The 24,569-nt window shown below is 69.0% G+C and carries 15 protein-coding genes; 7 read left to right on the top strand and 8 right to left on the bottom strand.

The features are described from left to right. Nucleotides 1-155: 155 nt before the first annotated feature. Nucleotides 156-560 carry a hypothetical protein gene (locus tag AB0F38_RS30655; RefSeq protein WP_361900459.1) on the bottom strand — a complete coding sequence of 135 codons (405 nt, stop codon included), beginning with the start codon at nt 558-560 and terminating at the stop codon, nt 156-158. 128 nt (nt 561-688) lie between these two features. Next, nucleotides 689-5,563, bottom strand: a complete 4,875-nt coding sequence (locus AB0F38_RS30650) for a DUF6531 domain-containing protein (RefSeq protein WP_361900456.1) — start codon at nt 5,561-5,563, stop codon at nt 689-691. A 284-nt stretch (nt 5,564-5,847) separates the two neighbouring features. Between AB0F38_RS30650 and AB0F38_RS30645 the strand changes: the two genes are divergently transcribed. Beyond that, on the top strand, nt 5,848-6,249 hold the full coding sequence (locus AB0F38_RS30645; protein ID WP_361900453.1) for a hypothetical protein: 402 nt from the start codon (nt 5,848-5,850) through the stop codon (nt 6,247-6,249). A gap of 316 nt (nt 6,250-6,565) precedes the next feature. On the opposite strand, the gene AB0F38_RS30640 is transcribed toward AB0F38_RS30645, so the two are convergent. Beyond that, nucleotides 6,566-8,095 carry a UDP-N-acetylglucosamine 1-carboxyvinyltransferase gene (locus AB0F38_RS30640; protein ID WP_361900450.1) on the bottom strand — a complete coding sequence of 510 codons (1,530 nt, stop codon included), beginning with the start codon at nt 8,093-8,095 and terminating at the stop codon, nt 6,566-6,568. A 199-nt stretch (nt 8,096-8,294) separates the two neighbouring features. On the opposite strand from AB0F38_RS30640, the gene AB0F38_RS30635 reads away from it, so the two are divergent. The 5 genes from AB0F38_RS30635 (at nt 8,295) to AB0F38_RS30615 (ending at nt 16,174) form a co-directional block, all read left to right on the top strand. Further along, on the top strand, nt 8,295-8,738 hold the full coding sequence (locus AB0F38_RS30635) for a helix-turn-helix transcriptional regulator (protein WP_361900447.1): 444 nt from the start codon (nt 8,295-8,297) through the stop codon (nt 8,736-8,738). Between the two features lie 10 nt (nt 8,739-8,748). Further along, nucleotides 8,749-9,159, top strand: coding sequence for a VOC family protein (locus AB0F38_RS30630; RefSeq protein ID WP_361900444.1), 411 nt, complete (start codon nt 8,749-8,751; stop codon nt 9,157-9,159). Between the two features lie 194 nt (nt 9,160-9,353). Then, nucleotides 9,354-11,741, top strand: coding sequence for an excinuclease ABC subunit UvrA (locus tag AB0F38_RS30625; protein WP_361900441.1), 2,388 nt, complete (start codon nt 9,354-9,356; stop codon nt 11,739-11,741). 417 nt (nt 11,742-12,158) lie between these two features. Beyond that, nucleotides 12,159-14,876: an aconitate hydratase AcnA gene (acnA, locus tag AB0F38_RS30620; protein WP_361900438.1), complete on the top strand. Its 2,718-nt coding sequence runs from the start codon at nt 12,159-12,161 to the stop codon at nt 14,874-14,876. A gap of 68 nt (nt 14,877-14,944) precedes the next feature. Continuing rightward, nucleotides 14,945-16,174, top strand: a complete 1,230-nt coding sequence (locus tag AB0F38_RS30615) for an ROK family protein (RefSeq protein ID WP_361900435.1) — start codon at nt 14,945-14,947, stop codon at nt 16,172-16,174. A gap of 25 nt (nt 16,175-16,199) precedes the next feature. Here the strand turns inward: AB0F38_RS30615 and AB0F38_RS30610 are convergent, their stop codons facing one another. The 5 genes from AB0F38_RS30610 to xylA all read right to left on the bottom strand — a co-directional run bounded on the left by AB0F38_RS30610 (nt 16,200) and on the right by xylA (nt 22,005). Beyond that, nucleotides 16,200-17,579, bottom strand: coding sequence for a GH1 family beta-glucosidase (locus AB0F38_RS30610; RefSeq protein WP_361900432.1), 1,380 nt, complete (start codon nt 17,577-17,579; stop codon nt 16,200-16,202). Between the two features lie 8 nt (nt 17,580-17,587). Further along, nucleotides 17,588-18,445 carry a carbohydrate ABC transporter permease gene (locus tag AB0F38_RS30605; RefSeq protein WP_361900429.1) on the bottom strand — a complete coding sequence of 286 codons (858 nt, stop codon included), beginning with the start codon at nt 18,443-18,445 and terminating at the stop codon, nt 17,588-17,590. A 5-nt stretch (nt 18,446-18,450) separates the two neighbouring features. Continuing rightward, nucleotides 18,451-19,422, bottom strand: a complete 972-nt coding sequence (locus AB0F38_RS30600; RefSeq protein ID WP_361900426.1) for a sugar ABC transporter permease — start codon at nt 19,420-19,422, stop codon at nt 18,451-18,453. An 11-nt stretch (nt 19,423-19,433) separates the two neighbouring features. Next, on the bottom strand, nt 19,434-20,696 hold the full coding sequence (locus tag AB0F38_RS30595) for a sugar ABC transporter substrate-binding protein (protein WP_361900423.1): 1,263 nt from the start codon (nt 20,694-20,696) through the stop codon (nt 19,434-19,436). A gap of 139 nt (nt 20,697-20,835) precedes the next feature. Beyond that, the gene (xylA, locus tag AB0F38_RS30590) at nt 20,836-22,005 is read right to left on the bottom strand and encodes a xylose isomerase (protein WP_361900420.1); all 1,170 of its coding nucleotides are present in this window, start codon (nt 22,003-22,005) and stop codon (nt 20,836-20,838) included. A gap of 325 nt (nt 22,006-22,330) precedes the next feature. Here xylA and yicI point away from each other — a divergent pair, with 325 nt between their 5' ends. Then, on the top strand, nt 22,331-24,559 hold the full coding sequence (yicI, locus tag AB0F38_RS30585; protein ID WP_361900417.1) for an alpha-xylosidase: 2,229 nt from the start codon (nt 22,331-22,333) through the stop codon (nt 24,557-24,559). The last annotated feature ends 10 nt before the right edge of the window (nt 24,560-24,569 follow it).

The raw sequence follows: 24,569 nt of genomic DNA, 5'->3' as shown, positions 1-24,569 counted from the left end.
CGTCAACGTCCTGTGGGCCCTGATCCGTGACCGACGGTGCTATCAAGTCACACCTACAGTGACTACGGCCGCTTGACAACAGCATTAGGAAGCGATGTCGGACAAGGGGCATGAGGTGCCCGTGGGGGTTGCAGATGGAACAGGCTCGTTCCCACTCAGCCCTGCGTACGAAGCGATTCGAAGAAATCATCGATCTCCAAAATTTCCGCATCACTGAGAAGGGGGACGCTCCACTGCATCCTCGCACCGTGCTCCATGAATCCAGAAGGGAGTCCCGTCCTGTAGGTCTCCACATACTCGGCAGTGTCGCGACGCCAGTAGTAGGTGCCGTCACTGTGAATGGCGGACCCACCCATCACGCCGAACTTTTTGCCCACGACATCCTCCGTATATCCCATGAGGGCGATGATCACGGGAGCTCTTCTCAGGTATTCCGCTACGCGCGTGCAGTCGTGTACGGGCATCTGTCCGGAGAGTTTCTTGATTTCCTCCGCATTAACGCTGAAGCGGGACTGGCTGGAGATACTGCTGAAAAACCCGAGAGGGGTGACCTGGCGCATGTGACGGCTTCCTGAGCAGGACCGCCGGAGGCGGTGACGGGTATGCTTACGCTGGTGCGTAAGGGTGCGCACGGCGTCTCGTTCCGGACGCACCCTTACGGATACTCCTGAGCTGTTTTCAGAGAATTTTACCTCGGGTCGCCCTGGCTTCCCTCAGGCCACTCGCGAACCTTTCCGGTCCGAGGGTGGAGATCTACCTGATGACCGCTCGCGTTTCTCACTTCCACGCCACCCAGAGCCTTGGAGAGTTCACCGGCCGCCTTACAAGCGCCGTGACAGGTGACCAACTGAATGGGGCCTCCGTTGTAATACGGATTTTCTCTGACCAGTTCGGCGATCTGCTGCGGGTGGGTTATCTTGCCGTCAACGATGAATTCTCCCTGTTCGTTGCCGTGCACAATGACATCGTGCCCATAGTCGCCCTTGGACCGCAGCAGATTTTGAATCGTGTTCGTATCGTCGCCGATTGCTGTGGCGGTCCTTGTGTAGCGGACGCTTCCGCCGGCCCAGGTGAACGACGAGGCAGGTGGAACCCCCATCACGGTGGCTCCAGCAGCACCACGAGGCGATGCCGCCGCCTTGCGCCACCCGGTCAGTCCTCCGAGTCCCGTGACGGCGAGCTGTTGGGTCAGCTCTTCGGCTGCTTCGGCGTAGAGGTCGGCGAGTGCGTCGCAGCCTTGTTGGCGGAGCATGTATTCGGCGCGGTAGAGGCGGTAGGCGGGGCGGACGGGGAGGTACTTGTCGAGGAAGGCGCCGGCGCCGCCGTTCTCGCCGGTGAAGGCGTCCTGCGCGTCACCGAGGAATACGAACGGTGACTTGACGACGTCGACGAAGGCGTCGCCGAAGATGCCCAGCACGTCGCCGATGCCGTCGACGCTGTCGTTCGGGTCCTCGGGGGTCCGGCCGCTGGGGTCGGTGAGCAGGGTGGGCTTGTTGTCGGCGTAGGCGTACGGCGACACGTAGGGAGTCGAGGCGCCGCGCGCAGCCGGGTCGGTGCTGGTGAAGCGGCCGGTGGCGGGGGTGTACTGGCGGGCGTGGAGGTCGAGGTTGCCGGTGGTGGTCTCGTGGCGGGCGCCGGTGTAGGTGGGGGTGCTTGGGGGTGCGCCGGTGGTGACGGTGCCCAGGACGCGGGTGCCGTAGGGGTCGTAGGCCCAGCGCTGGTGGAGGGTGCCGGTGCTGCTGGTGACGTCGAGCGGGGAGCCCTGGGTGTCGTGGTGGTAGTAGAAGACCGCGCCTGTGCCGGTTTTGGTGGCTGCGGGCTGGCCGAGGGGGTCGTAGCGGTAGGACTGTTTGACGGTCCAGGCGCTGTCGTACTCGGTGGCGAGGATCGGCAGGGGTGCGTTGGGGTCCCACTGGGTCCGGCTGGTGACCGCGCCGTCTTTCAGCGTGGCGACCTGGTTGCCGCTGGCGTCGTGGTCGTAGGTGTAGTTGGCGCCCGCGACGGTGGCGGCGGAGATCTGTCCGGCCAGGTCGTACGTGAAGGTGTTGGCGCCGGCCTTTGTCTGGTTGCCTTCCGCGTCGTACTCGTATGCGGTGGTGGTGGTCCCGGTGGTGGTGGAGGTGAGCTGGTCGGCGTCGTCGTAGGCGTAGTTGGTTGACGTGGTGCCGAGGGTGGAGGTCAGGCGGTTGCCGACCTTGTCGTAGGTGTAGGACGTGGTGCGGGTCGCGGCGCAGCCGGTGATCCAGGGCTGGGGGTAGCAGCCGGAGGTGAGACGGCCCGCGGTGTCGTAGGTCTGGTCGTAACCGCCGGTGCCGACTCCGGCCCGGGTGACGTCGACGCGGGTGGGCAGGCCGGCCGCCGAGAGGGTCAGGGCGGTCTTGGTGACTGTCGTGCCCGCCTTGGCGGCGGTGACGGCGGTGACGCGGCCCGCCCGGTCGTAGGTGCGTTCCTCGGTCTCCGTGTTGGGCAGTGCCGTCCTGGTGAGGTTGCCTGCCGCGTCTGAGGTGTAGGTGGTGGTGGTGCCGTCGGCCGTCATCGTGGCGGTGCGGCCGTCGTTGTCGTAGGTGTAGCCGATGGTGTTGCCGTCGGAGTACTTGCGGGTGAGCATCTGCCCGGCGGCGTCGTAGGTGTAGGCGAAGCCGCGGGTCTTGGTGAGGTCACCGACCGCGTTGTAGACGAAGTCCTCGGAGATCTTCGCGTTGGCACGGGCGGTCATCCGTCCGGCGTCGTCGTAGCCGAAGGTGACGTCCGGTGTGGTGTCCGAGTAGTCGATCTTGGTGACCAGGCCGCGGGCGTCGTACGTCCGGGTGGTGGTGCCGCGGGGGGTCGTTACCTTGATCGGATTGCTGTCCGGGTCGTACGCGTACGTGGTCGCCCGGTCCAGGGGGTCGGTGACCGACGTCAGGCGGTGCGCCGCGTCGTAACCGTAGGTGGTGACGTGGTTGTTGGCGTCGGTGCGACCGGTCATGTTGCCGACTGTGTTGTAGCCGTAGGTGGTGGCCGCGCCGCCGGGGGCTGTGACGGTGGTCAGCTGGTCGAGCTTGTTGTAGCTGTAGGTGGTGGCGCGCTGGTCGGCGTCCGTGCTCCGGGTGACGTTTCCGACGGCGTCGTACTCGGTTCTGGTCACGTTGCCGAGCGGGTCGGTGACGGCGGTCGGATTGCCCGACGGGTCGTAGTCGTAGGTGGTGGTGTACTGGGCGGGGGAGGCGCCGGTGGCGTTGCCTCGCGGGTCGACGGCCGTGGCCTGGCGGCCGTCGTCGTCGTAGGTCCAGCTCTCCTTGTTGCCCAGGGGCGAGGTGCTGCTGAGCAGGTTCCCGTCGGCGTCGTAGGTGTAGGTGCTGGTCTTGCTCAGCTGGTTGGTGCTGCTGGTGAGCCGATTGTTCTTGTCGTAGACGGACAGAGTTGTCTTGCCTGCGGCGTCGGTGACCTTGGTGACGTTGTCGTTGGCGTCGTACGTGTAGCCGGTGGTGTGGCCCAGCTGGTCGGTGTTCACCAGCGGCCGGTTGATCGCGTCGTAGGTCGTGGTGGTGAACGCGCCGGTGGGACCGGTGACCTTGGTGCTGTTCCCTGCGGCGTCGTAGGCGTAGCTCGTGGTGTAGGCGGCCGGGTCGTTGCCTGTGACGTTGCCGCGCGGGGAGACGCGGGTGAGCAGGCGTCCCACCTTGTCGTAGGTGTAGGTGGTCTTGTTGCCGGCGGCGTCCGTCTCGGAGGCGAGGTGTCCGGCGGCGCTGTAGGTGCGGGTGACGAACTTGCCCGCCGGGTCTGTCGTTCGGGTCAGGTGCCCGGCATCGTCGTAGGCGAATGCCGTGGTGTCGCCCTCAGGGTTCTTCGCGGTGAGGAGCTGCTCCGCGCCGTTGTACGTGTATGCCGTGGTGCGGCCCAGTGGGTCGGTGGCCGAGCTGAGCAGACCTCGCCCGTCGTAGGCGTACGTCGTCGTGAAGGCGGCGGGGTCAGCGCCGGTGACATTGCCGCGCGGGTCCGTCTTGGTCAGGATCCGCCCGGCCGCGTCGTAGGTGAACGTCGCCTTCTCACCCAGGGGCGTGGTCACCGACGTGCGGTTCCCGGCCGTGTCGTAGCCGTAGGTGGTGACCTTGCCCCGTGGCGTCTTCACGGTCTGGATGGCGCCGAGCGTTGTGTACGTGTAGGCGGTGGTGCCGCCGAGCGGGTCGGTGGTCGTCGTCAGCTGGTTGGACGTGTTGTACGCATAGGTGGTCTTGTTGCCGCGGCCGTCGGTATGGCTGGTGATGTTGCCCGACGTGTCGTACGTCCAGATCTCCTTGTAGCCGAGCCCCGACGGTGAACTGCGCGTGAGCATCCGCCCGGCGCTGTCGTACGTCATCGACGTGGTGTTGCCGCGCTGGTCGGTGATTCCCACGGGTCGCAGATTGCGGTCATAGTCGTAGGTGATGCTCTTGCCGTACGGGTCGATGGTCGACATGAGGACGTTGCCGGAGTAGACGTCGGTCCACACTCCGCCGTCGGGCGCAGTGGTGTGCGACTCGCGACGGCCGTCCCAGGTGAAGGTGGTCGTCTTGGTGTTCTGGTCGGTCTGGGAAGTGATCCGGCCTGCGGTGTCGTAGACGTTGCTGACCTTGCCGCCCGCGGGATCGGTGTAGGACGACAGCCGCTTGTTCGCGTCGTACGCGTATGAGGAGGCTTTTTCGGCAGGGTCGGTCACCGAGGTCAGCAGACCACCGGTGTAGCCGTAGGACACCGATGTGGAGTCCGGCAGGGCCACCTTGGTCAGCAGCCCGTCGGCGCCGACCGTGAATGTCGTCGTGCGTCCGGCGGCGTCCTTGACGGAGGCGAGCTTGCCGGACGTGTACGTCAGGTTCAGCCCCTTTCCTGCCTTGTCCACGACGGAGGTGAGCTGGCCACCGCTGGTGAAGGTCCGTCTGGTGTGGTCGGGTGTGGTCAGGGTGTAGTCACTGGTGCCCTTGACCAATCTGGCCGCCGACCCGGCCGGGGCTTTGTACGTTCCGTCGGTGTTCTGTGTGAAGACGAACGACGCCCCGTCGTCCGTCCGGTAGGTGACCTTTCCCGTCGCGACCGTGAGTTTCGAGTCGAACGGTGTCGCCCAGCCGCGGCCCAGCAGGCCCGCCGTGGCCGAGTCGGAACGGTACGTGCGTTCCAGGGCCAGTGGCACACCTGGGCCGACCAGGGAGGCGTCGGTGAGTTGCTCGAAGAACATGCCGGTCGCCGTGTTGACCGGGTCTGCACGGTGAGCCTGCGCGTAGCAGGTGCAGATGCCCGCCTGCGCTCCAGGGATGTCAGGCGTGTAGAAGGCTTCCACCAGGGGAGAGGTGGTTCCCCCCGGACTCGAAGACCCGTCCGTGCCGCTGAGGAAGATCCAGGCGTAGTACTTCTTGCCGTCCTCGAGATGCCCCCCGAGCGTGCTGCCGCTCCACCAGAAACACTGGTCGGCGGGGTAGGCGTTGCTCGGCCACCACCCGTAGCACCAGGCACCGTTGTCGAGATAGCGGCCCGAAGGGTCACCGGTGGAGCGCTTGATCTCCTGCTGGAGGACGAAGTTCCCCGCCTCGTCGCGGACATAGAGCCACATCCCGGATACCGAGGAAGCCGTCGTGCCCGTCGGCAGCTGCAGTTGCCCGCCGATCGACAACATCGCCGGGTAAGCAGTGGCGTACGCGCTGACCCATGTCGGATTGCCTGTTGCCTGCGCACCGAAGGGCGATGCCAACTTTTCGGCGGCCGGGCCTCGCTCGGCGGGTTCTGTGGGACGGGGGTGCGGTGTGCCGGACGGCTTTTCCGCGCGCGGGTCGGGAGCCAAAGGTGCGCCTCGTTCGCGGACCTTGCCTGCTGTCGACTGGAGCTTTTAGTGGCGCTGTGGCTTCGCGGGCCGTGGGCGGCCGGGTGCTGGCAACTGTCGTTGGTGACGCCCTCGACCGAGCGGTCGCTCCCTACCTCGCGGGCCGGCGCGAGGCCGCCGGGGGCAGGGTCGGACCGCGCCGAGCGATCGCCGTCGACGGCAAGGTGCTGAGGGGGTCGGCCCATCTGGCCGCTACCCACAGGCGCCTGCTCTCCGCGGTCACCCACTATCGCGCCGTAACTCTCGCCCAGGCGGGGGCCGGGCTGGTGATGGGGTTCTCCCGGTACAGCGCGAAGTCGTTGGCGTCCGTGCCGAGGAGTTCCTCCGCACGGGTGCGGGGTGTTGTCGGCTGGCGCGCATGGCCGATGATGCCGGTCGGACAGCTGGTGCGGGGCATGACAGGTGAGCTGGCGTCCTGAGCAGGCAGGGGTGGACCCGGTGGGTGACATGGCTTTGGCGGCCCGTTCACCGGCTGTCGGTCATGACGCTCGTTTGACGCTCCAGGCAGCCACACGCAGGGACGGCGAGCTGAGAAGCGGTCTCCGACCTGGGCTTTTCCATCACGTGCTCAGGCCGACATCTTTTCGAAGACTCATCATGTGGAGAGGGCGGTGTTCGAATGCCGTCGTTCCTGATTCAAAGTCCCAGAAAAATCCCAGGGACTCCGTCACGCCCCTCCTCGCCTTGCATTTGTGCAGGTCAGGAGGGGTGCGACGATGCTATTCCTGCGGGTTTTCAGATGTCCCGGAAGATCTCGATCTGTGCCCCGACCGAGTTGAGCCGCTCCGCCAGCTCCTCGTACCCCCGGTTGATCACGTACACGTTGCGCAGCACGGACGTGCCCTCGGCCGCCATCATCGCCAGCAGCACCACCACCGCCGGCCGCAGTGCGGGCGGGCACATCATCTCGGCGGCGCGCCAGCGGGTCGGGCCCTCGACCAGGACGCGGTGCGGGTCGAGCAACTGGAGCCTGCCGCCCAGGCGGTTGAGGTCGGTGAGGTAGATGGCCCGGTTGTCGTAGACCCAGTCGTGGATCAGGGTCTTGCCGTGCGCGGCGGCGGCGATGGCGGCGAAGAACGGGACGTTGTCGATGTTCAGCCCGGGGAACGGCATGGGGTGGATCTTGTCGATGGGCGCCTCGAGTTTGGAGGGCCGGACGGTCAGGTCCACCAGCCGGGTACGGCCGTTGTCGGCGGCGTACTCCGACGTGCGGTCGCAGTCGACGCCCATCTCCTCCAGGACCGCGAGCTCGATCTCCAGGAACTCGATCGGGACCCGGCGGATCGTCAGTTCGGACTCCGTCACCACGGCGGCGGCCAGCAGGCTCATCGCCTCGACCGGGTCCTCCGAGGGCGAGTAGTCGACGTCCACGTCGATCTCCGGCACACCGTGCACGGTGAGGGTCGTGGTGCCGACCCCGTCGACCTTGACGCCGAGCGCCTCCAGGAAGAAGCACAGGTCCTGGACCATGTAGTTGGAGGAGGCGTTGCGGATGACGGTCGTGCCGTCGTGCCGGGCGGCGGCCAGCAGGGCGTTCTCCGTCACGGTGTCGCCGCGTTCGGTCAGCACGATGGGACGGCCGGGCCGGACCTCGCGGTCGACCTGTGCGTGGTAGAGCCCGTCGGTCGCCGCGATCTCCAGGCCGAAACGGCGCAGGGCGATCATGTGCGGCTCGATCGTCCGCGTACCGAGGTCGCAGCCACCCGCGTACGGCAGGGTGAACCGGTCCAGGCGGTGCAACAGCGGGCCGAGGAACATGATGATCGACCGGGTCCGGCGCGCGGCGTCCGCGTCGATGGACTCCAGGTCGAGCTCGGCGGGCGGGAGGATCTCCAGGTCGACGCCGTCGTTGATCCAGCGGGTGCGCACACCGATGGAGTTGAGGACCTCCAGGAGCCGGAAGACCTCCTCGATGCGGGCCACCCGGCGCAGCACGGTCCGGCCCTTGTTGAGCAGTGAGCCGCAGAGCAGTGCGACACAGGCGTTCTTGCTCGTCTTGACGTCGATGGAGCCGGAGAGCCGGCGTCCGCCGACCACCCGCAGGTGCATGGGCCCGGCGTAACCGAGCGACACGATCTCGCTGTCGAGGGCCTCGCCGATGCGGGCGATCATCTCAAGGCTGATGTTCTGATTGCCGCGCTCGATGCGATTGACGGCACTCTGGCTGGTCGAGAGCGCCTCGGCAAGCTGTGTCTGGGTCCAGCCCCGGTGCTGACGGGCGTCACGGATGAGCTTACCGATACGTACGAGGTAGTCGTCTTCCATGCCCGAACGCTATCTCAGATATGAGATGAAGGCCGCGCCGGGGTGTGCCGTTCGGGTGACGGTCGGGTGCGGACCCCGCGGCGGGCCGGGCGGTGCACAGGTCCCGGTCGCCGTCCGGTACGGCGTCAGAGGACCGGGGGACCGTGGCGGTTGCGGAACCCGCCGCCGGGCGTCCCCGGCGCGTCGTACGCTTCCGTACGTGACGAGCAGACCCACCGCGGAGCAGCGCCTGAGCGACCTCGTGCGGCTGCGCCGCGTCCGTGACCGGATCGACCGTGAGTACGCGCGGCCGCTGGACGTCGAGGCGCTGGCCCGCGGCGAGCACATGTCGGCCGGGCACCTCAGCCGTGAGTTCCGGCAGGCGTACGGCGAGTCGCCGTACGGCTATCTGATGACGCGGCGCATCGAGCGCGCGATGACGCTGCTGCGGCGCGGCGACCTCAGCGTCACCGAGGTCTGCTTCGAGGTCGGCTGCTCGTCGCTGGGCACCTTCAGCACACGCTTCACGGAGCTGGTCGGGATGCCGCCCAGCACCTACCGGCGCGAGGCGGCCCGGGCCACGGCGGGCATGCCGTCGTGCGTGGCGAAGCAGGTCACCAGACCGATCAGGAATCGAGAAGCGCGGCCACCGGGCCGAAGCTAGCGTGAATCCCATGGACCTCACGATTCACTCCACGTTCCTCCCGCACGACGACCCGGACGCGGCCCTGGCGTTCTATCGCGACACGCTCGGCTTCGAAGTCCGCAACGACGTCGGCCACGGCGGGATGCGCTGGATCACGGTCGGCCCCGCCGGCCTGCCCGACACCTCCATCGTCCTGACCCCGCCGGCCGCCGACCCCGGCGTGACCGACGACGAGCGCCGCACGGTCGTCGAGATGATGGCCAAGGGCACCTACGGTCACATCACCCTGGCCACGGCGGACCTCGACGGCACGTTCGATCGGCTGCGCGCCGGCGGCGCCGACGTCGTCCAGGAGCCGACCGAGCAGCCCTACGGTGTCCGCGACTGTGTCTTCCGCGATCCCGCGGGCAACCTCGTGCGCGTCAACGAGCGCCGCTGAGCCGTCCGGCGGCTCGCAGCCGCGTGAGCGCCGAGGCCACCGCCACTGTCGCCGCGAGCCGGGGCCACCCGCGACGCGGCGTCGACGCGCCGCGAGCCGCTACGGACGCCTGCTCGAAGCCGGTCGGACCGATCCGGGTGACACCGACGGAGGCCGCGAAGGCGGCCCCGCCCACAGATGGAGACACGACAAGCATGGCCACGAAGAAGGACGCGCGGTCGCCCGCGCCGCACGCTGCCGACACCCACGATCTGATCCGCGTGCACGGTGCGCGCGTGAACAACCTCAAGGACGTCAGCGTCGAGATCCCGAAGCGCCGGCTGACGGTGTTCACCGGGGTCTCCGGTTCGGGCAAGAGCTCGCTGGTCTTCGGTACGCTCGCCGCGGAGTCGCAGCGGATGATCAACGAGACCTACAGTGCCTTCGTCCAGGGCTTCATGCCGTCACAGGCGCGTCCCGAGGTCGACGTACTCGAAGGGCTGACGACGGCGATCATCGTCGACCAGCAGCGGCTCGGTGCCGACCCCCGCTCCACGGTCGGCACCGCCACCGACGCGAACGCGATGCTGCGCATCCTCTTCAGCCGGCTCGGGAAGCCGCACATCGGCTCGCCCAAGGCGTTCTCCTTCAACGTCGCCTCGATCAGCGGGGCGGGCGCGGTCACCATGGAGCGCGCCGGACGGACCGTGAAGGAGCGTCGGGACTTCCAGATCGTCGGCGGCATGTGTCCGCGCTGCGAAGGCCGCGGCACGGTCTCCGACATCGATCTCACGCAGCTCTACGACGACTCCAAGTCGCTCGCCGAGGGCGCGTTCACCATCCCCGGCTGGAAGTCGGACAGCTTCTGGACGGTGCGGGTCTACGCCGAGTCGGGCCTGCTCGACCCGGACAAGCCGATCCGCGAGTTCACCAGGAGGGAGATGCGGGACTTCCTCTACCGGGAGCCGGTCAAGGTGAAGGTCGAGGGCGTGAACCTCACCTACGAAGGACTGATCCCCAAGATCCAGAAGTCGTTCCTGTCCAAGGACCGGGAGGCGATGCAGCCGCACATCCGGGCGTTCGTGGACCGGGCGGTCACCTTCACCACCTGCCCCGAGTGCGACGGCACCCGGCTCGGCGAAGCGGCGCGGTCGTCCAAGATCGCCGGGATCAGCATCGCCGAGGCCTGCGCGATGCAGATCAGCGACCTGGCCGACTGGGTCCGCGACCTCGACGAGCCCTCGGTCGCGCCGCTGCTCGCCGCGCTCCTGGGGACCCTCGACTCGTTCGTGGAGATCGGGCTCGGCTACCTCTCCCTCGAACGGCCGGCGGGCACGCTGTCGGGCGGCGAGGCGCAGCGCGTCAAGATGATCCGTCACCTCGGCTCCTCGCTCACCGACGTCACCTACGTCTTCGACGAGCCCACCATCGGCCTGCACCCCCATGACATCCAGCGGATGAACGCCCTGCTGCTGCGGCTTCGGGACAAGGGCAACACGGTGCTCGTCGTGGAGCACAAGCCGGAGACGATCGTGATCGCGGACCACGTCGTCGACCTGGGCCCCGGGGCCGGTACGGGCGGCGGCACCGTCTGCTTCGAGGGCACCGTCGAGGGGCTGCGGGCCGGCGACACCGTCACCGGCCGCCACTTCGACGACCGGGCGGCCCCCAAGGAGGAGGTGCGCAAACCCACCGGCACGCTGGAGATCCGGGGCGCGTCGACGCACAACCTGCGGGACGTCGACGTCGACATCCCGCTCGGGGTGCTCGTCGTCGTCACCGGCGTCGCCGGCTCCGGCAAGAGCTCGCTGGTGCACGGGTCGATCCCCGCGGGCGAGGACGTGGTCTCGATCGACCAGGGCGCGATCCGCGGCTCGCGGCGGAGCAACCCGGCGACGTACACCGGACTGCTGGACCCGATCCGCAAGGCGTTCGCGAAGGCCAACGGTGTGAAGCCGGCCCTCTTCAGCGCGAACTCCGAGGGCGCCTGCCCCACCTGCAACGGCGCCGGTGTCATCTACACCGACCTGGCGATGATGGCCGGCGTGGCCTCCACCTGCGAGGAGTGCGAGGGGAAGCGTTTCCACGCCTCGGTGCTGGAGCACCGCTTCGGTGGCCGCGACATCAGCGAGGTGCTCGCGATGTCGGTGACCGAGGCCGCGGAGTTCTTCGGCGACGGAGAGGCGCGCACGCCGGCCGCGCACCGCGTCCTGGAGCGGCTCGCCGACGTCGGGCTCGGCTACCTGGGCCTCGGTCAGCCGCTTACCACGCTGTCCGGCGGCGAGCGGCAGCGGCTCAAGCTGGCGACCCGGATGGCCGGGAAGGGCGGCGTCTACATCCTCGACGAGCCGACCACCGGCCTCCACCTCGCCGACGTCGAGCAGCTGCTCGGCCTGCTCGACCGGCTCGTGGACTCCGGCAAGTCCGTCATCGTCGTCGAGCACCACCAGGCGGTCATGGCGCACGCGGACTGGATCGTCGACCTCGGTCCCGGCGCGGGACACGACGGTGGCCGGATCGTCTTCGAGGGCACCCCCGCCGACCTCGTCGCCGCCCGCTCCACCCTCACCGGCGAGCACCTCGCGGCCTACGTCGGCGCCTGACCAGGCTCCGCGCGGACGCCGCGGGACGAGGCCGTCGTCCGTCGCGGCTCCGCCGCTGTTCCCCGCCGCGAGCGGTGCGGAACAGCGGCGGAGGAAGCCGGTGGAAACCGGCTGGAGCGCACGGCCCCGAACGCGTGACCGGGCCGCCCCCGGCGACATGCCCTCGCGGCGGGCTGCCGGTCCGGGCACCGGACATGACCGGACAGGGGCGCCCGCGCATGACCGAACGGCGGCGATGTACTAGAGTTATCTCGACATCGAGATATCTGCCGAGGCGTACCGCGGCCGCCGGTCGGTAAGGGTTACCTAACTAATCCTTACCTTAGCGGATGGTGGGGGCCGAAGGCGGCACCGAGCGGCGCAGGCCGCCATGAGGCGCGGCGCGGAGACTCGCGCACACTGAAGAAGGAGACTGTCGTGTCGGCGAACAGCTTCGACGCCCGCAGCACGCTGCGCGTGGGCGACGAGTCGTACGAGATCTTCAAGCTGGACAAGGTCGAGGGCTCCGCGCGCCTCCCTTACAGCCTGAAGGTGCTGCTGGAGAACCTGCTCCGTACCGAGGACGGCGCGAACATCACCGCCGATCACATCCGGGCGCTGGGCGGATGGGACTCGCAGGCCCAGCCCAGCCAGGAGATCCAGTTCACGCCGGCCCGCGTGATCATGCAGGACTTCACCGGCGTCCCGTGTGTCGTGGACCTCGCCACCATGCGTGAGGCGGTGAAGGAGCTGGGCGGCGACCCGGCGAAGATCAACCCGCTGGCCCCGGCCGAGCTGGTCATCGACCACTCCGTCATCGCCGACAAGTTCGGCACCAACGAGGCGTTCGCCCAGAACGTCGAGCTGGAGTACGGCCGCAACAAGGAGCGCTACCAGTTCCTCCGCTGGGGCCAGACCGCCTTCGACGAGTTCAAGGTCGTCCCCCCGGGCACCGGCATCGTCCACCAGGTCAACATCGAGCACCTGGCCCGCACGGTCATGGTCCGTGGCGGCCAGGCGTACCCCGACACCCTCGTCGGCACCGACTCCCACACCACCATGGTCAACGGCCTCGGTGTGCTCGGCTGGGGCGTCGGCGGCATCGAGGCCGAGGCGGCGATGCTCGGCCAGCCCGTCTCCATGCTCATCCCGCGTGTCGTCGGCTTCAAGCTGACCGGTGAGCTCCCGGCCGGCACCACCGCCACCGACCTCGTGCTGACCATCACCGAGATGCTCCGCAAGCACGGAGTCGTCGGCAAGTTCGTCGAGTTCTACGGTGAGGGCGTCTCCGCCACCTCCCTCGCGAACCGCGCCACCATCGGCAACATGTCGCCGGAGTTCGGTTCCACCGCCGCGATCTTCCCGATCGACGACGAGACGCTGAAGTACCTCCGCCTGACCGGCCGCGACGCCCAGCAGGTCGCGCTCGTCGAGGCGTACGCCAAGGAGCAGGGCCTCTGGCTCGACCCGGCCGCCGAGCCGGACTTCTCCGAGAAGCTGGAGCTCGACCTCTCCACGGTCGTCCCCTCCATCGCCGGCCCGAAGCGCCCGCAGGACCGCATCGTCCTCGCGAACGCCGCCCAGCAGTTCGCGCAGGACGTGCGCAACTACGTGGACACGGTCGACGAGTCGGGCAAGGAGTCCTTCCCGGCCTCCGACGCTCCGGCCAACACGCCGAACGGCGCCCCGTCCAAGCCGGTCCCGGTGACCGCCCCCGACGGCACGACGTACGAGCTCGACCACGGCGCCGTCACCGTCGCCGCGATCACCTCCTGCACCAACACCTCGAACCCGTACGTCATGGTCGCCGCGGCGCTCGTGGCCAAGAAGGCGGTCGAGAAGGGCCTGACCCGCAAGCCGTGGGTCAAGACCACCCTCGCCCCGGGCTCCAAGGTCGTCACCGACTACTTCGACAAGGCGGGCCTGACCCCGTACCTCGACAAGGTCGGCTTCAACCTGGTCGGCTACGGCTGCACCACCTGCATCGGCAACTCCGGCCCCCTGCCGGAAGAGGTCTCCAAGGCGGTCAACGACCACGACCTGGCCGTCACCTCGGTGCTCTCCGGCAACCGCAACTTCGAGGGCCGGATCAACCCCGACGTCAAGATGAACTACCTGGCGTCCCCGCCGCTGGTCGTCGCGTACGCGATCGCCGGTTCGATGAAGGTCGACATCACCAAGGACGCCCTCGGCGTCGACCAGGACGGCAAGCCCGTCTTCCTGACGGACATCTGGCCCTCCGAGGCCGAGGTGAACGACGTCGTCGCCAACTCCATCGGCGAGGACATGTTCAACAAGTCCTACCAGGACGTCTTCGCGGGCGACGCCCAGTGGCAGGCGCTGTCGATCCCCACCGGCAACACCTTCGAGTGGGACTCCGAGTCCACCTACGTGCGCAAGCCCCCGTACTTCGAGGGCATGACGATGGAGACGACCCCGGTCGAGGACATCACCGGCGCCCGTGTGCTGGCCAAGCTCGGCGACTCGGTCACCACCGACCACATCTCCCCGGCCGGTGCGATCAAGGCCGACACCCCGGCCGGCAAGTACCTCACGGAGCACGGCATCGAGCGCCGTGACTTCAACTCCTACGGCTCGCGCCGTGGCAACCACGAGGTCATGATCCGCGGTACGTTCGCCAACATCCGCCTGCGCAACCAGATCGCGCCGGGCACCGAGGGCGGCTTCACCCGCGACTTCACCCAGGCTGACGCGCCGGTGTCGTTCATCTACGACGCCTCGCAGAACTACCAGGCCGCCGGCACCCCGCTCGTCATCCTGGCGGGCAAGGAGTACGGCTCCGGCTCCTCCCGCGACTGGGCGGCCAAGGGCACCGCGCTCCTGGGCGTCAAGGCCGTCATCGCCGAGTCCTACGAGCGCATCCACCGCTCGAACCTGATCGGCATGGGCGTCCTCCCGCTCCAGTTCCCGGAGGGTCACACCGCCGAGTCCCTCGGCCTGACCGGCGAGGAGACCTTCTCCTTCACCGGCGTGACCGAGCTGAACGACGGCACCACGCCGACCACCGTGAAGGTCACCACCGACACCGGTGTGGAGTTCGACGGCGTCGTCCGCATCGACACCCCCGGTGAGGCGGACTACTACCGCAACGGCGGCATCCTGCAGTACGTGCTGCGCAGCCTGATCCGCGGCTGAGGGATCCGGCAGGCGACGAGGGCCGTACCCCCCGGGGTACGGCCCTTCGCCGTTAGGCTCATCACCTGATGAAGAACAACCTGACCTCGCCCGCGGCCAAGGCCGGCCACGAGTCCGTGCGGCGCCACAACCTCAGCCTCGTGCTCCGGACCGTACGTGAGGAGGGCGAGGTCACCCGGGCCCGGGTGGCGAGCCTCGTCGGACTCACCAGGGCCGCCGTCTCCTCCCTCGTCGAGGAACTCCTCGCCCTCGGCTGCCTCAGCGAGTCGGGCAAGACCTCCAGCGGATCCGCAGGGCGCCCCGGTACCGTACTGAAGCTCGCCAGGACGGGGCCGGCGGGGCTCGGCGTGGAGATCAACATCGACTACGTGTCGGTGTGCGCCGTCGACCTCACGGGCACCGACCGGGTCCGCGTCACCGAGCACACCGACCACCGGGGCGTCCCGGCCGCCGAGGTGCTCGCCCACGCGGCCCGGCTCACCAACCGCGTCATCGGATCCACCCGCGAGCAGGAGCTGCGCGTCGTCGGCGTCGAGCTGGCGCTGCCCGGCCTGGTCTCCGGCGGGGTCGTCCGCCAGGCACCCAACCTCGGCTGGAACAGGGTCGCGGCCGAAGGCATCTTCGGGCAGGCGCTCAGCACCCTGCGCCCGGCCGGCCGGGCCCTCGCGGTCGGCTCCGACAACGAGGCCAATCTGGCCGCCCTGGCCGAGCTCTGGTTCGGCGGACTCGGCGGCGTGCGCACCTTCCTCTACGTCACCGGCGAGATCGGCGTCGGCGGCGCGCTCGTGCTGAACGGCGAGATGCTGCGCGGCGCACACGGATTCGCGGGCGAGATCGGGCACATGGTCGTCGATCCGCAGGGCCCGCTCTGCCGGTGCGGGGCGCGCGGCTGCCTGGAGCAGTACGCGGGCCGGGCGGCGCTGCTGGAGGCGGCCGGGATCGACCCCGGCGCGGGGGTACGGGGGATCGGCGAGCTGGAGCAGCGGGCCGCGGCCGGAGAGGCACGGGCCGTGGAGGCGCTGCGGGCGGCGGGGGACCGGATGGGCGTGGTGCTGGCCGGTGCGGTGAACCTCTTCGACCCGGAGGCGGTCGTCCTGGGCGGGATATACCGCAACCTGATGCCGTGGCTGGAGGAGTCCGCGGACGCCCAGCTCACCGCGCGCGTGGTGTCGGGCCGCTGGCACGAGAACGGCAGCCGGCTCCGGGCCTCGTCACGCTCCGGCGACGCGGCGAGGGGCGCGGCGGCCCGGGTGGTGCACCAGGTGCTGGCGAACCCGGGGGCGTACGCGGCGCGGTGAACGCGTACGCCCCCGGGGCGGTGGATCAGGCCCTGTGCGCCGCGATCAGCCGCTGGTACCAGCGGTAGCTGTCCTTGGGCGTGCGCTCCAGGGTGTCGTAGTCGACCCGGATGATGCCGAACCGCTTCGCGTAGCCGAGCGCCCACTCGAAGTTGTCCAGCAGCGACCACACGTAGTAGCCGCGGACATCGACACCGGCGTCCATGGCCGCCCGGAGCGCCGTCAGGTGGTCCCGCAGGTACTCCACCCGGTCCGCGTCGTGGATGGCACCGTCCGCCCCGACGCTGTCGAACTCCGCCGAGCCGTTCTCCGTGATGTGCACCGGCGGCAGCGCGTCGCCGTACGTCTGCTTCAGGACGGTCAGCAGGTCGGTGAAGGACTCCGGGACGACCGGCCAGCCCATCGCCGTCCTGCGGACGTCCGGGTAGCTGCCCTCCGCGTACCGGTTGTCCGTGGCCACGCGCACGGCCGGGTCCGCGTCGCGGTGCGGGGCGGCGGCGATCACGATCGGCCGGTAGTAGTTGATGCCCAGGAAGTCCATCGGCTGCGAGATCAGCTTCAGGTCGCCGTCGCGGCGGAAGTCCTGGCCGGTGATCAGCTCGCCCCAGGTCTCCTCCTCGGTGGCCGGGTAGCGGCCTGCGAGGAGCGGCTCGGTCCACACCAGGTTGTGCTGGGTGTCGGCGCGGACGACCGCGGCGAGGTCGGCGTCCGACTCGGTGGCCGGGACGTTGCGGTCCAGGTTCAGCGTGATGCCCGCCTCGCGGACTCCCGCGGCACGCAGCGCGTCCATCGCGTGGCCGTGGCCGACCAGCAGGTGGTGCGCGGCGGCCAGCGCCCCGCGCCCCTCCTGCGCGCCCGGCGCATGCCGGCCCACGGAGTAGCCGAGGAACGCGCTGCACCACGGCTCGTTGAGGGTGATCCAGCGCGGCACCCGGTCGCCCAGGTGCCCGGCCATGATCGCGGTGTACTCGCCGAACCGCTCCGCCGTCTCCCGCACCCGCCAGCCGCCCCGGTCCTCCAGGGCCTGGGGGAGGTCCCAGTGGTAGAGGGTGGCGGCCGGCTCGATGCCCGCCTCCAGGAGCGAGTCCACGAGCCGGGAGTAGAAGTCCAGACCCTTGGGGTTCACCGCCCCGCCGCCCTCGGCCTGGATGCGGGACCAGGCGATCGAGAAGCGGTACGAGTCCACGCCCAGGTCGCGCAGCAGTTCCACGTCCTCGGGGTAGCGGTGGTAGTGGTCGCAGGCCACGTCGCCCGTGTCCCCGCCGTCCGTCCTGCCGGGGGTGTGGCTGTAGGTGTCCCAGATGGACGGGCCGCGGCCGTCCTCCCGTACGGCGCCTTCGATCTGGTACGAGGCCGTGGCCGCGCCGAACACGAATCCGGGCGGGAAGACCGGGAAGTCACTCATGGAAACCCTTACTTGACCGAGCCACCGGTGATACCGGCGGCGATGTACTTCTGGGACAGGACGAGCAGGACCGCCGCCGGCACCGCGGAGAGCACGGACGCGGCCATGACCGAACCCCAGTCGCCGACGTGGGCCCCGATGTACTGGTAGATCCCGAGCGTGATCGGCTTGACGTCGTCCGTCGTGTTCAGCGTGAGCGCGAACATGAAGTCGCTCCACGCGTACAGGAACGAGAACAGCCCGGCGGTGATCAGCGAGTTGCGGCTCATCGGCAGGACGACCTGGACGAACGTGCGGAGCCGGCCCGCGCCGTCGACCTCGGCGGCCTCGATGACCTCGCGCGGGATGGACACCATGAACGAGCGCATCAGTACGATCGCGAACGGGATGCCCAGCGAGGCGTCCGCCAGCATCAGGCCGAAGTAGGAGTTGACCAGGCCGAGGTCCACGTACGTGCTGTACAGGGCGTTCGCGATGACGATGCCCGGCACCATCTGCGTGATGAGGGTGCCGAAGACGATCGTCTTGCTGCCGCGCAGCTTGAACTGCGCCAGGCCGTACGCCGCCGGCGCGGAGATCGCCAGACAGATGGCCACAGCACCGAGCGCGACGGCCAGCGAGGTCAGCAGGTTGGTGCCCTGGTCGGTGACGGCCGAGGTGAAGCCGGAGAAGTCGATGCTCGTCGGCACCGGGCCCACGTCCACCAGGCTCGCGTCCGGCTGCAGCGCGGTGTTGACCATCCAGTACAGCGGGAACAGCATGACGGCGAGGACGACGACGCCGAAGACGGTCGCACCCCAGCGGCGCTCCGGCCGGTGGGTGGCCGCGGGAGCCGGGGCGGCGGGGATCTGGGTGGTGGTCGCCATGCCGGTCACTTCCCCTCGTTGCGGTTGACCCGCAGGTAGAACACCGCGAAGACGGCGGAGATCAGGATCAGGATGTTGCCGACCACGGCACCGGCCCCGAAGTCCATCTGGACGAAGGAGTTCTGGTACGTGAGCGTGCCGAGCGTCTGGGTGGAGTCGGCGGGGCCGCCGTCGGTGAGGGCGAGGACCAGGTCCAGGATCTTGACCGTCGACATGAAGCCGAGCACCAGCACCACCGTGATGACGGGCTTGAGCATCGGCAGTGTCACCGAGCGGAACGTACGCCAGGCGGAGGCACCGTCGAGCGCGGCCGCCTCGTGCAGCTCCTTGGGGACCTCCTGGAGGCCGCCGTAGAGGATCACCATGTTGAACGGGATGCCGATCCAGATGTTCACCAGGATCACCGAGACCAGCGCCAGGCTCGTGCTGGTCAGCCAGGGCGTGTCGCCGCTGAGGCCGATGGTGCCCAGGAAGGAGTTGAGGACACCGGTGTCCTGGTCGAAGATGCGCCGCCAGACGATGCCGGAGACGACCATCGGGACCAGCCACGGCAGCAGGATCAGCGAGCGCAGGATCCCGTTCAGCGGGAAGCGGCGGCTGAAGAAGACGGCGAGGGCCAGACCGATGCAGAACTGGCCGACGAGCGATCCGACGGTGAAGAGGATCGTCTGCCACAGGGCCTTGCCGAACAGCCCGTCGTTGAAGACGTTGCTCCAGTTGTCCGTGCCGTTGAACGGCGCCTCGCCGGTGAAGAACGTGGACGGCGAGTAGTCCTGGAAGCTCATCACGATGTTGCGGACGAGCGGGTAGCCGAAGAACAGCGCCATGAAGATCACGGCGGGGGCGATGAAGCCCCACTGGGCGAGCTGCCTGCGGCGCCTGGCGCTCCGCGGACTCACGGGCTTCGTGACCGCACCGGCCGCGGGGGCCTGCGGACCGGCCGGCGGCGCGGCGGCTGAGGCTGTGGTGGATGACATGGTTCGTTACCTCAGTTCCCGCTCGTGACCTGCTGCTGGGCACGCTTCAGAGCGGCCTGGCTGGACTCGCCGGTGAGGGCGGACTGGAAGGCGCTCTGCAGGGCGAGCGACACGGACGACCACTGCGCGCCGACCTTGGCGGTACGGGAACGGGCCGTCGAGACCTGTCCGGCCAGGGCCGCCAGCTCCGGGGCCTTCGTACGCCACACGGCGGCGGCCTTGGTGTTCGCCGGAACCATCCAGCTGTTCAGGGCGTAGGTGATCTGCTCCTGCTCGCCCGCCATACAGCCGATGATCTCGGCTGCCGTCCTCTCGCGCTCCTCGTCACCGGTGTTGGGCACGGTCAGCACACCGCCGCCCAGCGGACCGACCGAGTCGTCCCCCGCCTCGGGCACCGGGATCTCGGCGATGCCCCAGTCGAGCCCCTTCTTGGCGTTCAGGGTCTCGACCTGCCACGGTCCGTTGATCATCATGGCCGCGTTGCCGGCCATGAACTGGTCGTTCACGTCGGCCTGGGTCCAGTTGACCGTGGACTTGGAGAGCGAGCCGTCCTTCAGCAGGCCCTTCCAGTAGTCGAGCGCACCGGCGACCTCGGGGCTGTCGAGCTTCGTCTCGTCACCGCCGTTGGACCACATGAACGGGGTGAACTGGAAGACGCCGTCCTCCGCGCCGCCCGCGCTCAGCGCGAGACCGTAGCGCTTGCCCTGGGTCAGCTCCTGGGCCGCGGACCGCATCTCGGCCCAGGTGGTGGGCACCTTCAGCCCGGCCTTGTCGAGGATGTCCTTGTTGTAGAACAGCGCCAGGGTGTTCACGGTGCGCGCGGCCCCGTAGTACTTCCCGTCGAACGAACCGAAGTCGACGATGCCCTCGGGGATGTCGGTCGTGGTCAGCCCGAGGTCCTTGAGCGGGATCAGCCCGCCGGCCTCGGCGAACGTCGGCATCTCGGAGGCGTCCAGCTGGAGGACGTCCGGCAGCGACTTCGAGGAGGCCATGCGCAGCGCCTTCGTCATCAGCTGCGAGGCCGGCACGCTCTGCTGCTCGATGGTGATCCCGAGCTGCTTGCCGCAGCGCGCGAGCGTGTCACCGTCCCAGCGGTGGTACGACTCGTCGGTCGAGGAGTTCATGACGGTGTAGACGTCCTCGTCCCGCTGCTGGCCGCACCCGGACAGAACGGTGCCGGCGACGATCGCTGAGACGACGGTGAGCGGGACGGCGATCCGCCTGGTGCGGCGACTGCGGCCGCGGACCAGGCCGTCCGGGGAAGGTTCTGTCACGGTGGTGCCCTTGCGTGAGAGGGTGGCCGACTCATGGGAACGCTCCCACGAGGTGGTCGTCAAGACCGGGTGCGGGTCCGGCGAAGCCGCACGCGGGAAGGGCGGGTGTCCGGCGGCGCAGCGCCGGACACCCGCGGCGTCAGCGGACGCCGAGCAGGTGGTCCATCGCGAGCTGGTCCAGGGCCTCGAAGGCCATGGAACGGCCGGCGGCGGCGTCCACGTCGAACTCCTCGAACGCCGAGCGGTCGGCGAGCAGGCCCTTGAGCCCGTCGGCGGCGGTCGGCTGCGCCAGCTGGTCCAGGCGGGAGGCGAGCAGCGCCTCCCGCACGGCCGGGTCGGCGCGGAAGGCCGCGGCGCGCTCCTTGAGGATCAGGTAGTTCCGCATGCAGTTCTTCGCGGACTCCCACACGCCGTCGATGCCGTCGGTGCGCACCGGCTTGAAGTCGAAGTGGCGGGGGCCCTCGTAGCCGCCCTGCTCCAGCAGGTCGACGAGCCAGAAGGCCTGGCGCAGGTCTCCGGCACCGAAACGGAAGTCCTGGTCGTACTTGATGCCGGACTGGCCGTTGAGGTCGATGTGGAAGAGCTTGCCGGCCCACATGGCCTGGGCGATGCCGTGCGGGAAGTTCAGGCCGGCCATCTGCTCGTGGCCGGTCTCGGGGTTGACGCCGACGAGCTCGGGGCGCTCCAGGCGCTCGATGAAGGCCAGGGCGTGGCCGATGGTGGGGAGAAGGATGTCGCCGCGCGGCTCGTTGGGCTTGGGCTCGATGGCGAAGCGGAGGTCGTAGCCCTGCTCGGTGACGTAGTCGCCCAGCAGGTCGAAGGCCTCCTTCATGCGGTCCAGGGCCACGGGTACGTCCTTGGCCCCACCGGACTCGGCGCCCTCACGGCCGCCCCACGCCACGTACGTCTCGGCACCCAGCTCGACGGCCAGATCGATGTTGCGGATGGTCTTGCGCAGCGCGTAGCGACGGACGTCGCGGTCGTTGGAGGTGAAGCCGCCGTCCTTGAACACGGGGTGCGTGAACAGGTTGGTGGTCGCCATCGGGACCTTCATCCCGGTGCGCTCCAGCGCCTCCTTGAAGCGCGCGATGTGCGTGGCGCGCTCGCTCTCGGAGGAGCCGAACGGGATGAGGTCGTCGTCGTGGAACGTCACACCGTGGGCGCCGAGCTCGGCCAGACGCTCGACGGACTCGACCGGGTCGAGCGCGGGGCGGGTGGCGTCACCGAACGGGTCGTTGCCGCGCCAGCCGACGGTCCAGAGACCGAAGGTGAACTTGTCCGCGGAGGTGGGAGTGAAGCGGTCCGACATTGATCAGCCTCTTGTCGACGAAAGTCACGGACGGCTGCGCGCCGACCGACCAATTTGTTTGCTTGCAGTACTAATACTCCATCCCGCCGTGGGTTTCCAGACCGCTTCCGTGATGTTTCGTTCACGCGGTGTCAATGTCCCCGATCTGGCGGTCCAGTCGAGGGTCCGGATTCTCGGGCAATCCGGTGGTTCCCGTCGTTCGCGTGCCCGCTCGGTCGTATTTGTTTTGTGTACGATCAAAATCGGAAGGGCTCGTCGCCGCGCCTGCCGCAGGCGCCCTGACGTCCCGCATCACCGACTTCCGAGACGGCTAAGGACCACCCCCATGAAGTTCACCGACGGCTTCTGGCAGTTGCGCAGCGGTGTGCACGCCTCGTACGCCACCGAAGTCCGTGACGTCCGCCTCGACGAGGACCGTCTCGCCGCCTACGCCGCCGTCAAGCGCGTCGGGCGGCGCGGCGACACGCTGAACGCGCCGTTGATCACCGTCGAGGCCCACGCGCCGGCCGAGGGCGTCATCGCGGTGCGCCTCACCCACCACGCCGGCAAGCGGCCCGAGGGCCCCGACTTCGAGCTCCCGGGAGCCTCGGCGCGGTCCGCGGCGACGGTGCGTACCGAGGGCGCCACCGTCGAGCTGACCAGCGGTCCGCTGACCCTGCGGCTGCCCACCGAGGGCACCTTCGGCCTGGAGTTCCTCGACGGCGACGGCGGGCTCCTCACCTCCGCCGGGCGCAAGGGCAGCGCGTTCGCGACCGTCGCCGACGGCAGCCATCACATGTTCGCCCAACTCGCCCTGGGCGTGGGGGAGAACGTCTACGGGCTCGGCGAGCGCTTCACCCCGTACGTGAAAAATGGCCAGAGTGTCGACATCTGGCAGGCCGACGGCGGCACCAGCAGCGAGCAGGCGTACAAGAACATCCCGTTCTACCTCTCCTCGCGCGGCTACGGCGTCTTCGTCAACCACCCCGGCAAGGTCTCCTTCGAGGTGGGGTCCGAGGCCGTCGGCCAGGTGCAGTTCAGCGTCGAGGACCAGACGCTGGAGTACTTCGTCATCGCGGGCCCCACGCCGAAGGACGTGCTGACCCGCTACACCGCGCTCACCGGCCGCCCGGCCCTGCCGCCCGCCTGGTCGTTCGGCCTCTGGCTGTCCACGTCGTTCACCACCTCCTACGACGAGGAGACCGTCACCTCCTTCGTCGACGGGATGGCCGAACGCGGCATCCCGCTCAGCGTCTTCCACTTCGACTGCTTCTGGATGCGCGAGTACCAGTGGTCGGACTTCGAGTGGGACCCGGCCGCCTTCCCCGACCCGGTGGGCCAGATCGCCCGGCTCAAGGAGAAGGGCCTGCGGATCTGCGTGTGGATCAACCCCTACATCGCGCAGAAGGGCGCGCTGTACGAGGAGGGCGCCCGCAACGGCTACTTCGTCGAGACCGCCGACGGAGACATCTGGCAGTGGGACAAGTGGCAGGCCGGCATGGCGCTGGTCGACTTCACCGACCCCGAGGCCACCGCCTGGTTCCAGGGAAAGCTCAAGGGACTCCTCGACCAGGGAGTCGACGCCTTCAAGACCGACTTCGGCGAGCGCATCCCCACGGACGTCGTCTGGCACGACGGCTCCGACCCGGAGCGCATGCACAACTACTACACGCACCTCTACAACAAGGCCGTCTTCGATCTCCTGGAGAAGGAGCGCGGCCAGGGTGAGGCCGTCCTCTTCGCCCGCTCGGCGACCGCGGGCGGCCAGCAGTTCCCGGTCCACTGGGGCGGCGACTGCTGGTCCTCCTTCGAGGCCATGGCGGAGTCCCTGCGCGGCGGCCTGTCCCTGTCGCTCTCCGGCTTCGGCTTCTGGAGCCACGACATCGGCGGCTTCGAGGGCACCCCCGACCCGGCGGTCTTCAAGCGCTGGCTCGCCTTCGGCCTGCTCTCCTCGCACAGCCGGCTGCACGGCTCCTCGTCCTACCGGGTGCCGTGGGAGTTCGGTGAGGAGGCGGTGGACGTGGCCCGGCAGTTCACCCTGCTCAAGCACCGCCTGATGCCGTACCTGTACGGGGCCGCGGTGGACACCCACCGCACGGGGGTCCCGACGATGCGCCCCATGCTGCTGGAGTTCCCCGACGACGCGACCGCCCGCACGGCGGACCGCCAGTACCTGCTGGGCCCCGACCTCCTGGTCGCGCCGGTCTTCACCGACGACGGCCAGGTCGAGTACTACGTCCCCGAGGGCACCTGGACCCACCTCCTCACCGGTGAGCACGTCACCGGCCCCGGATGGCGTCGCGAGACCCACGGCTACGACAGCCTGCCCCTCCTGGTCCGTCCCGGCGCCGTCCTGGCACTCGGCGCGGACGAGTCACGCCCCGACGGCGCGTGGCTCGACGGCCTGGAACTCCGTGTGTTCGCCCCGGCCGGAACCGGCGACTTCACCCGCACGGTGACGGTCCCCGACCTGACGGGCGCCCCCGCGGCGACGTACGAGGTGGTCCGTGAGGGCGGCGAGGTCCGGGTCACGACGGACACGGACCGGCCCTGCACGGTCACGGTCGTAGGCTGACCCCGTGAGC

Source organism: Streptomyces sp. NPDC025273 (assembly GCF_040638585.1).
Lineage (GTDB): Bacteria > Actinomycetota > Actinomycetes > Streptomycetales > Streptomycetaceae > Streptomyces > Streptomyces cinereorectus.
This window is presented reverse-complemented; position numbering and strand designations above follow the sequence as displayed.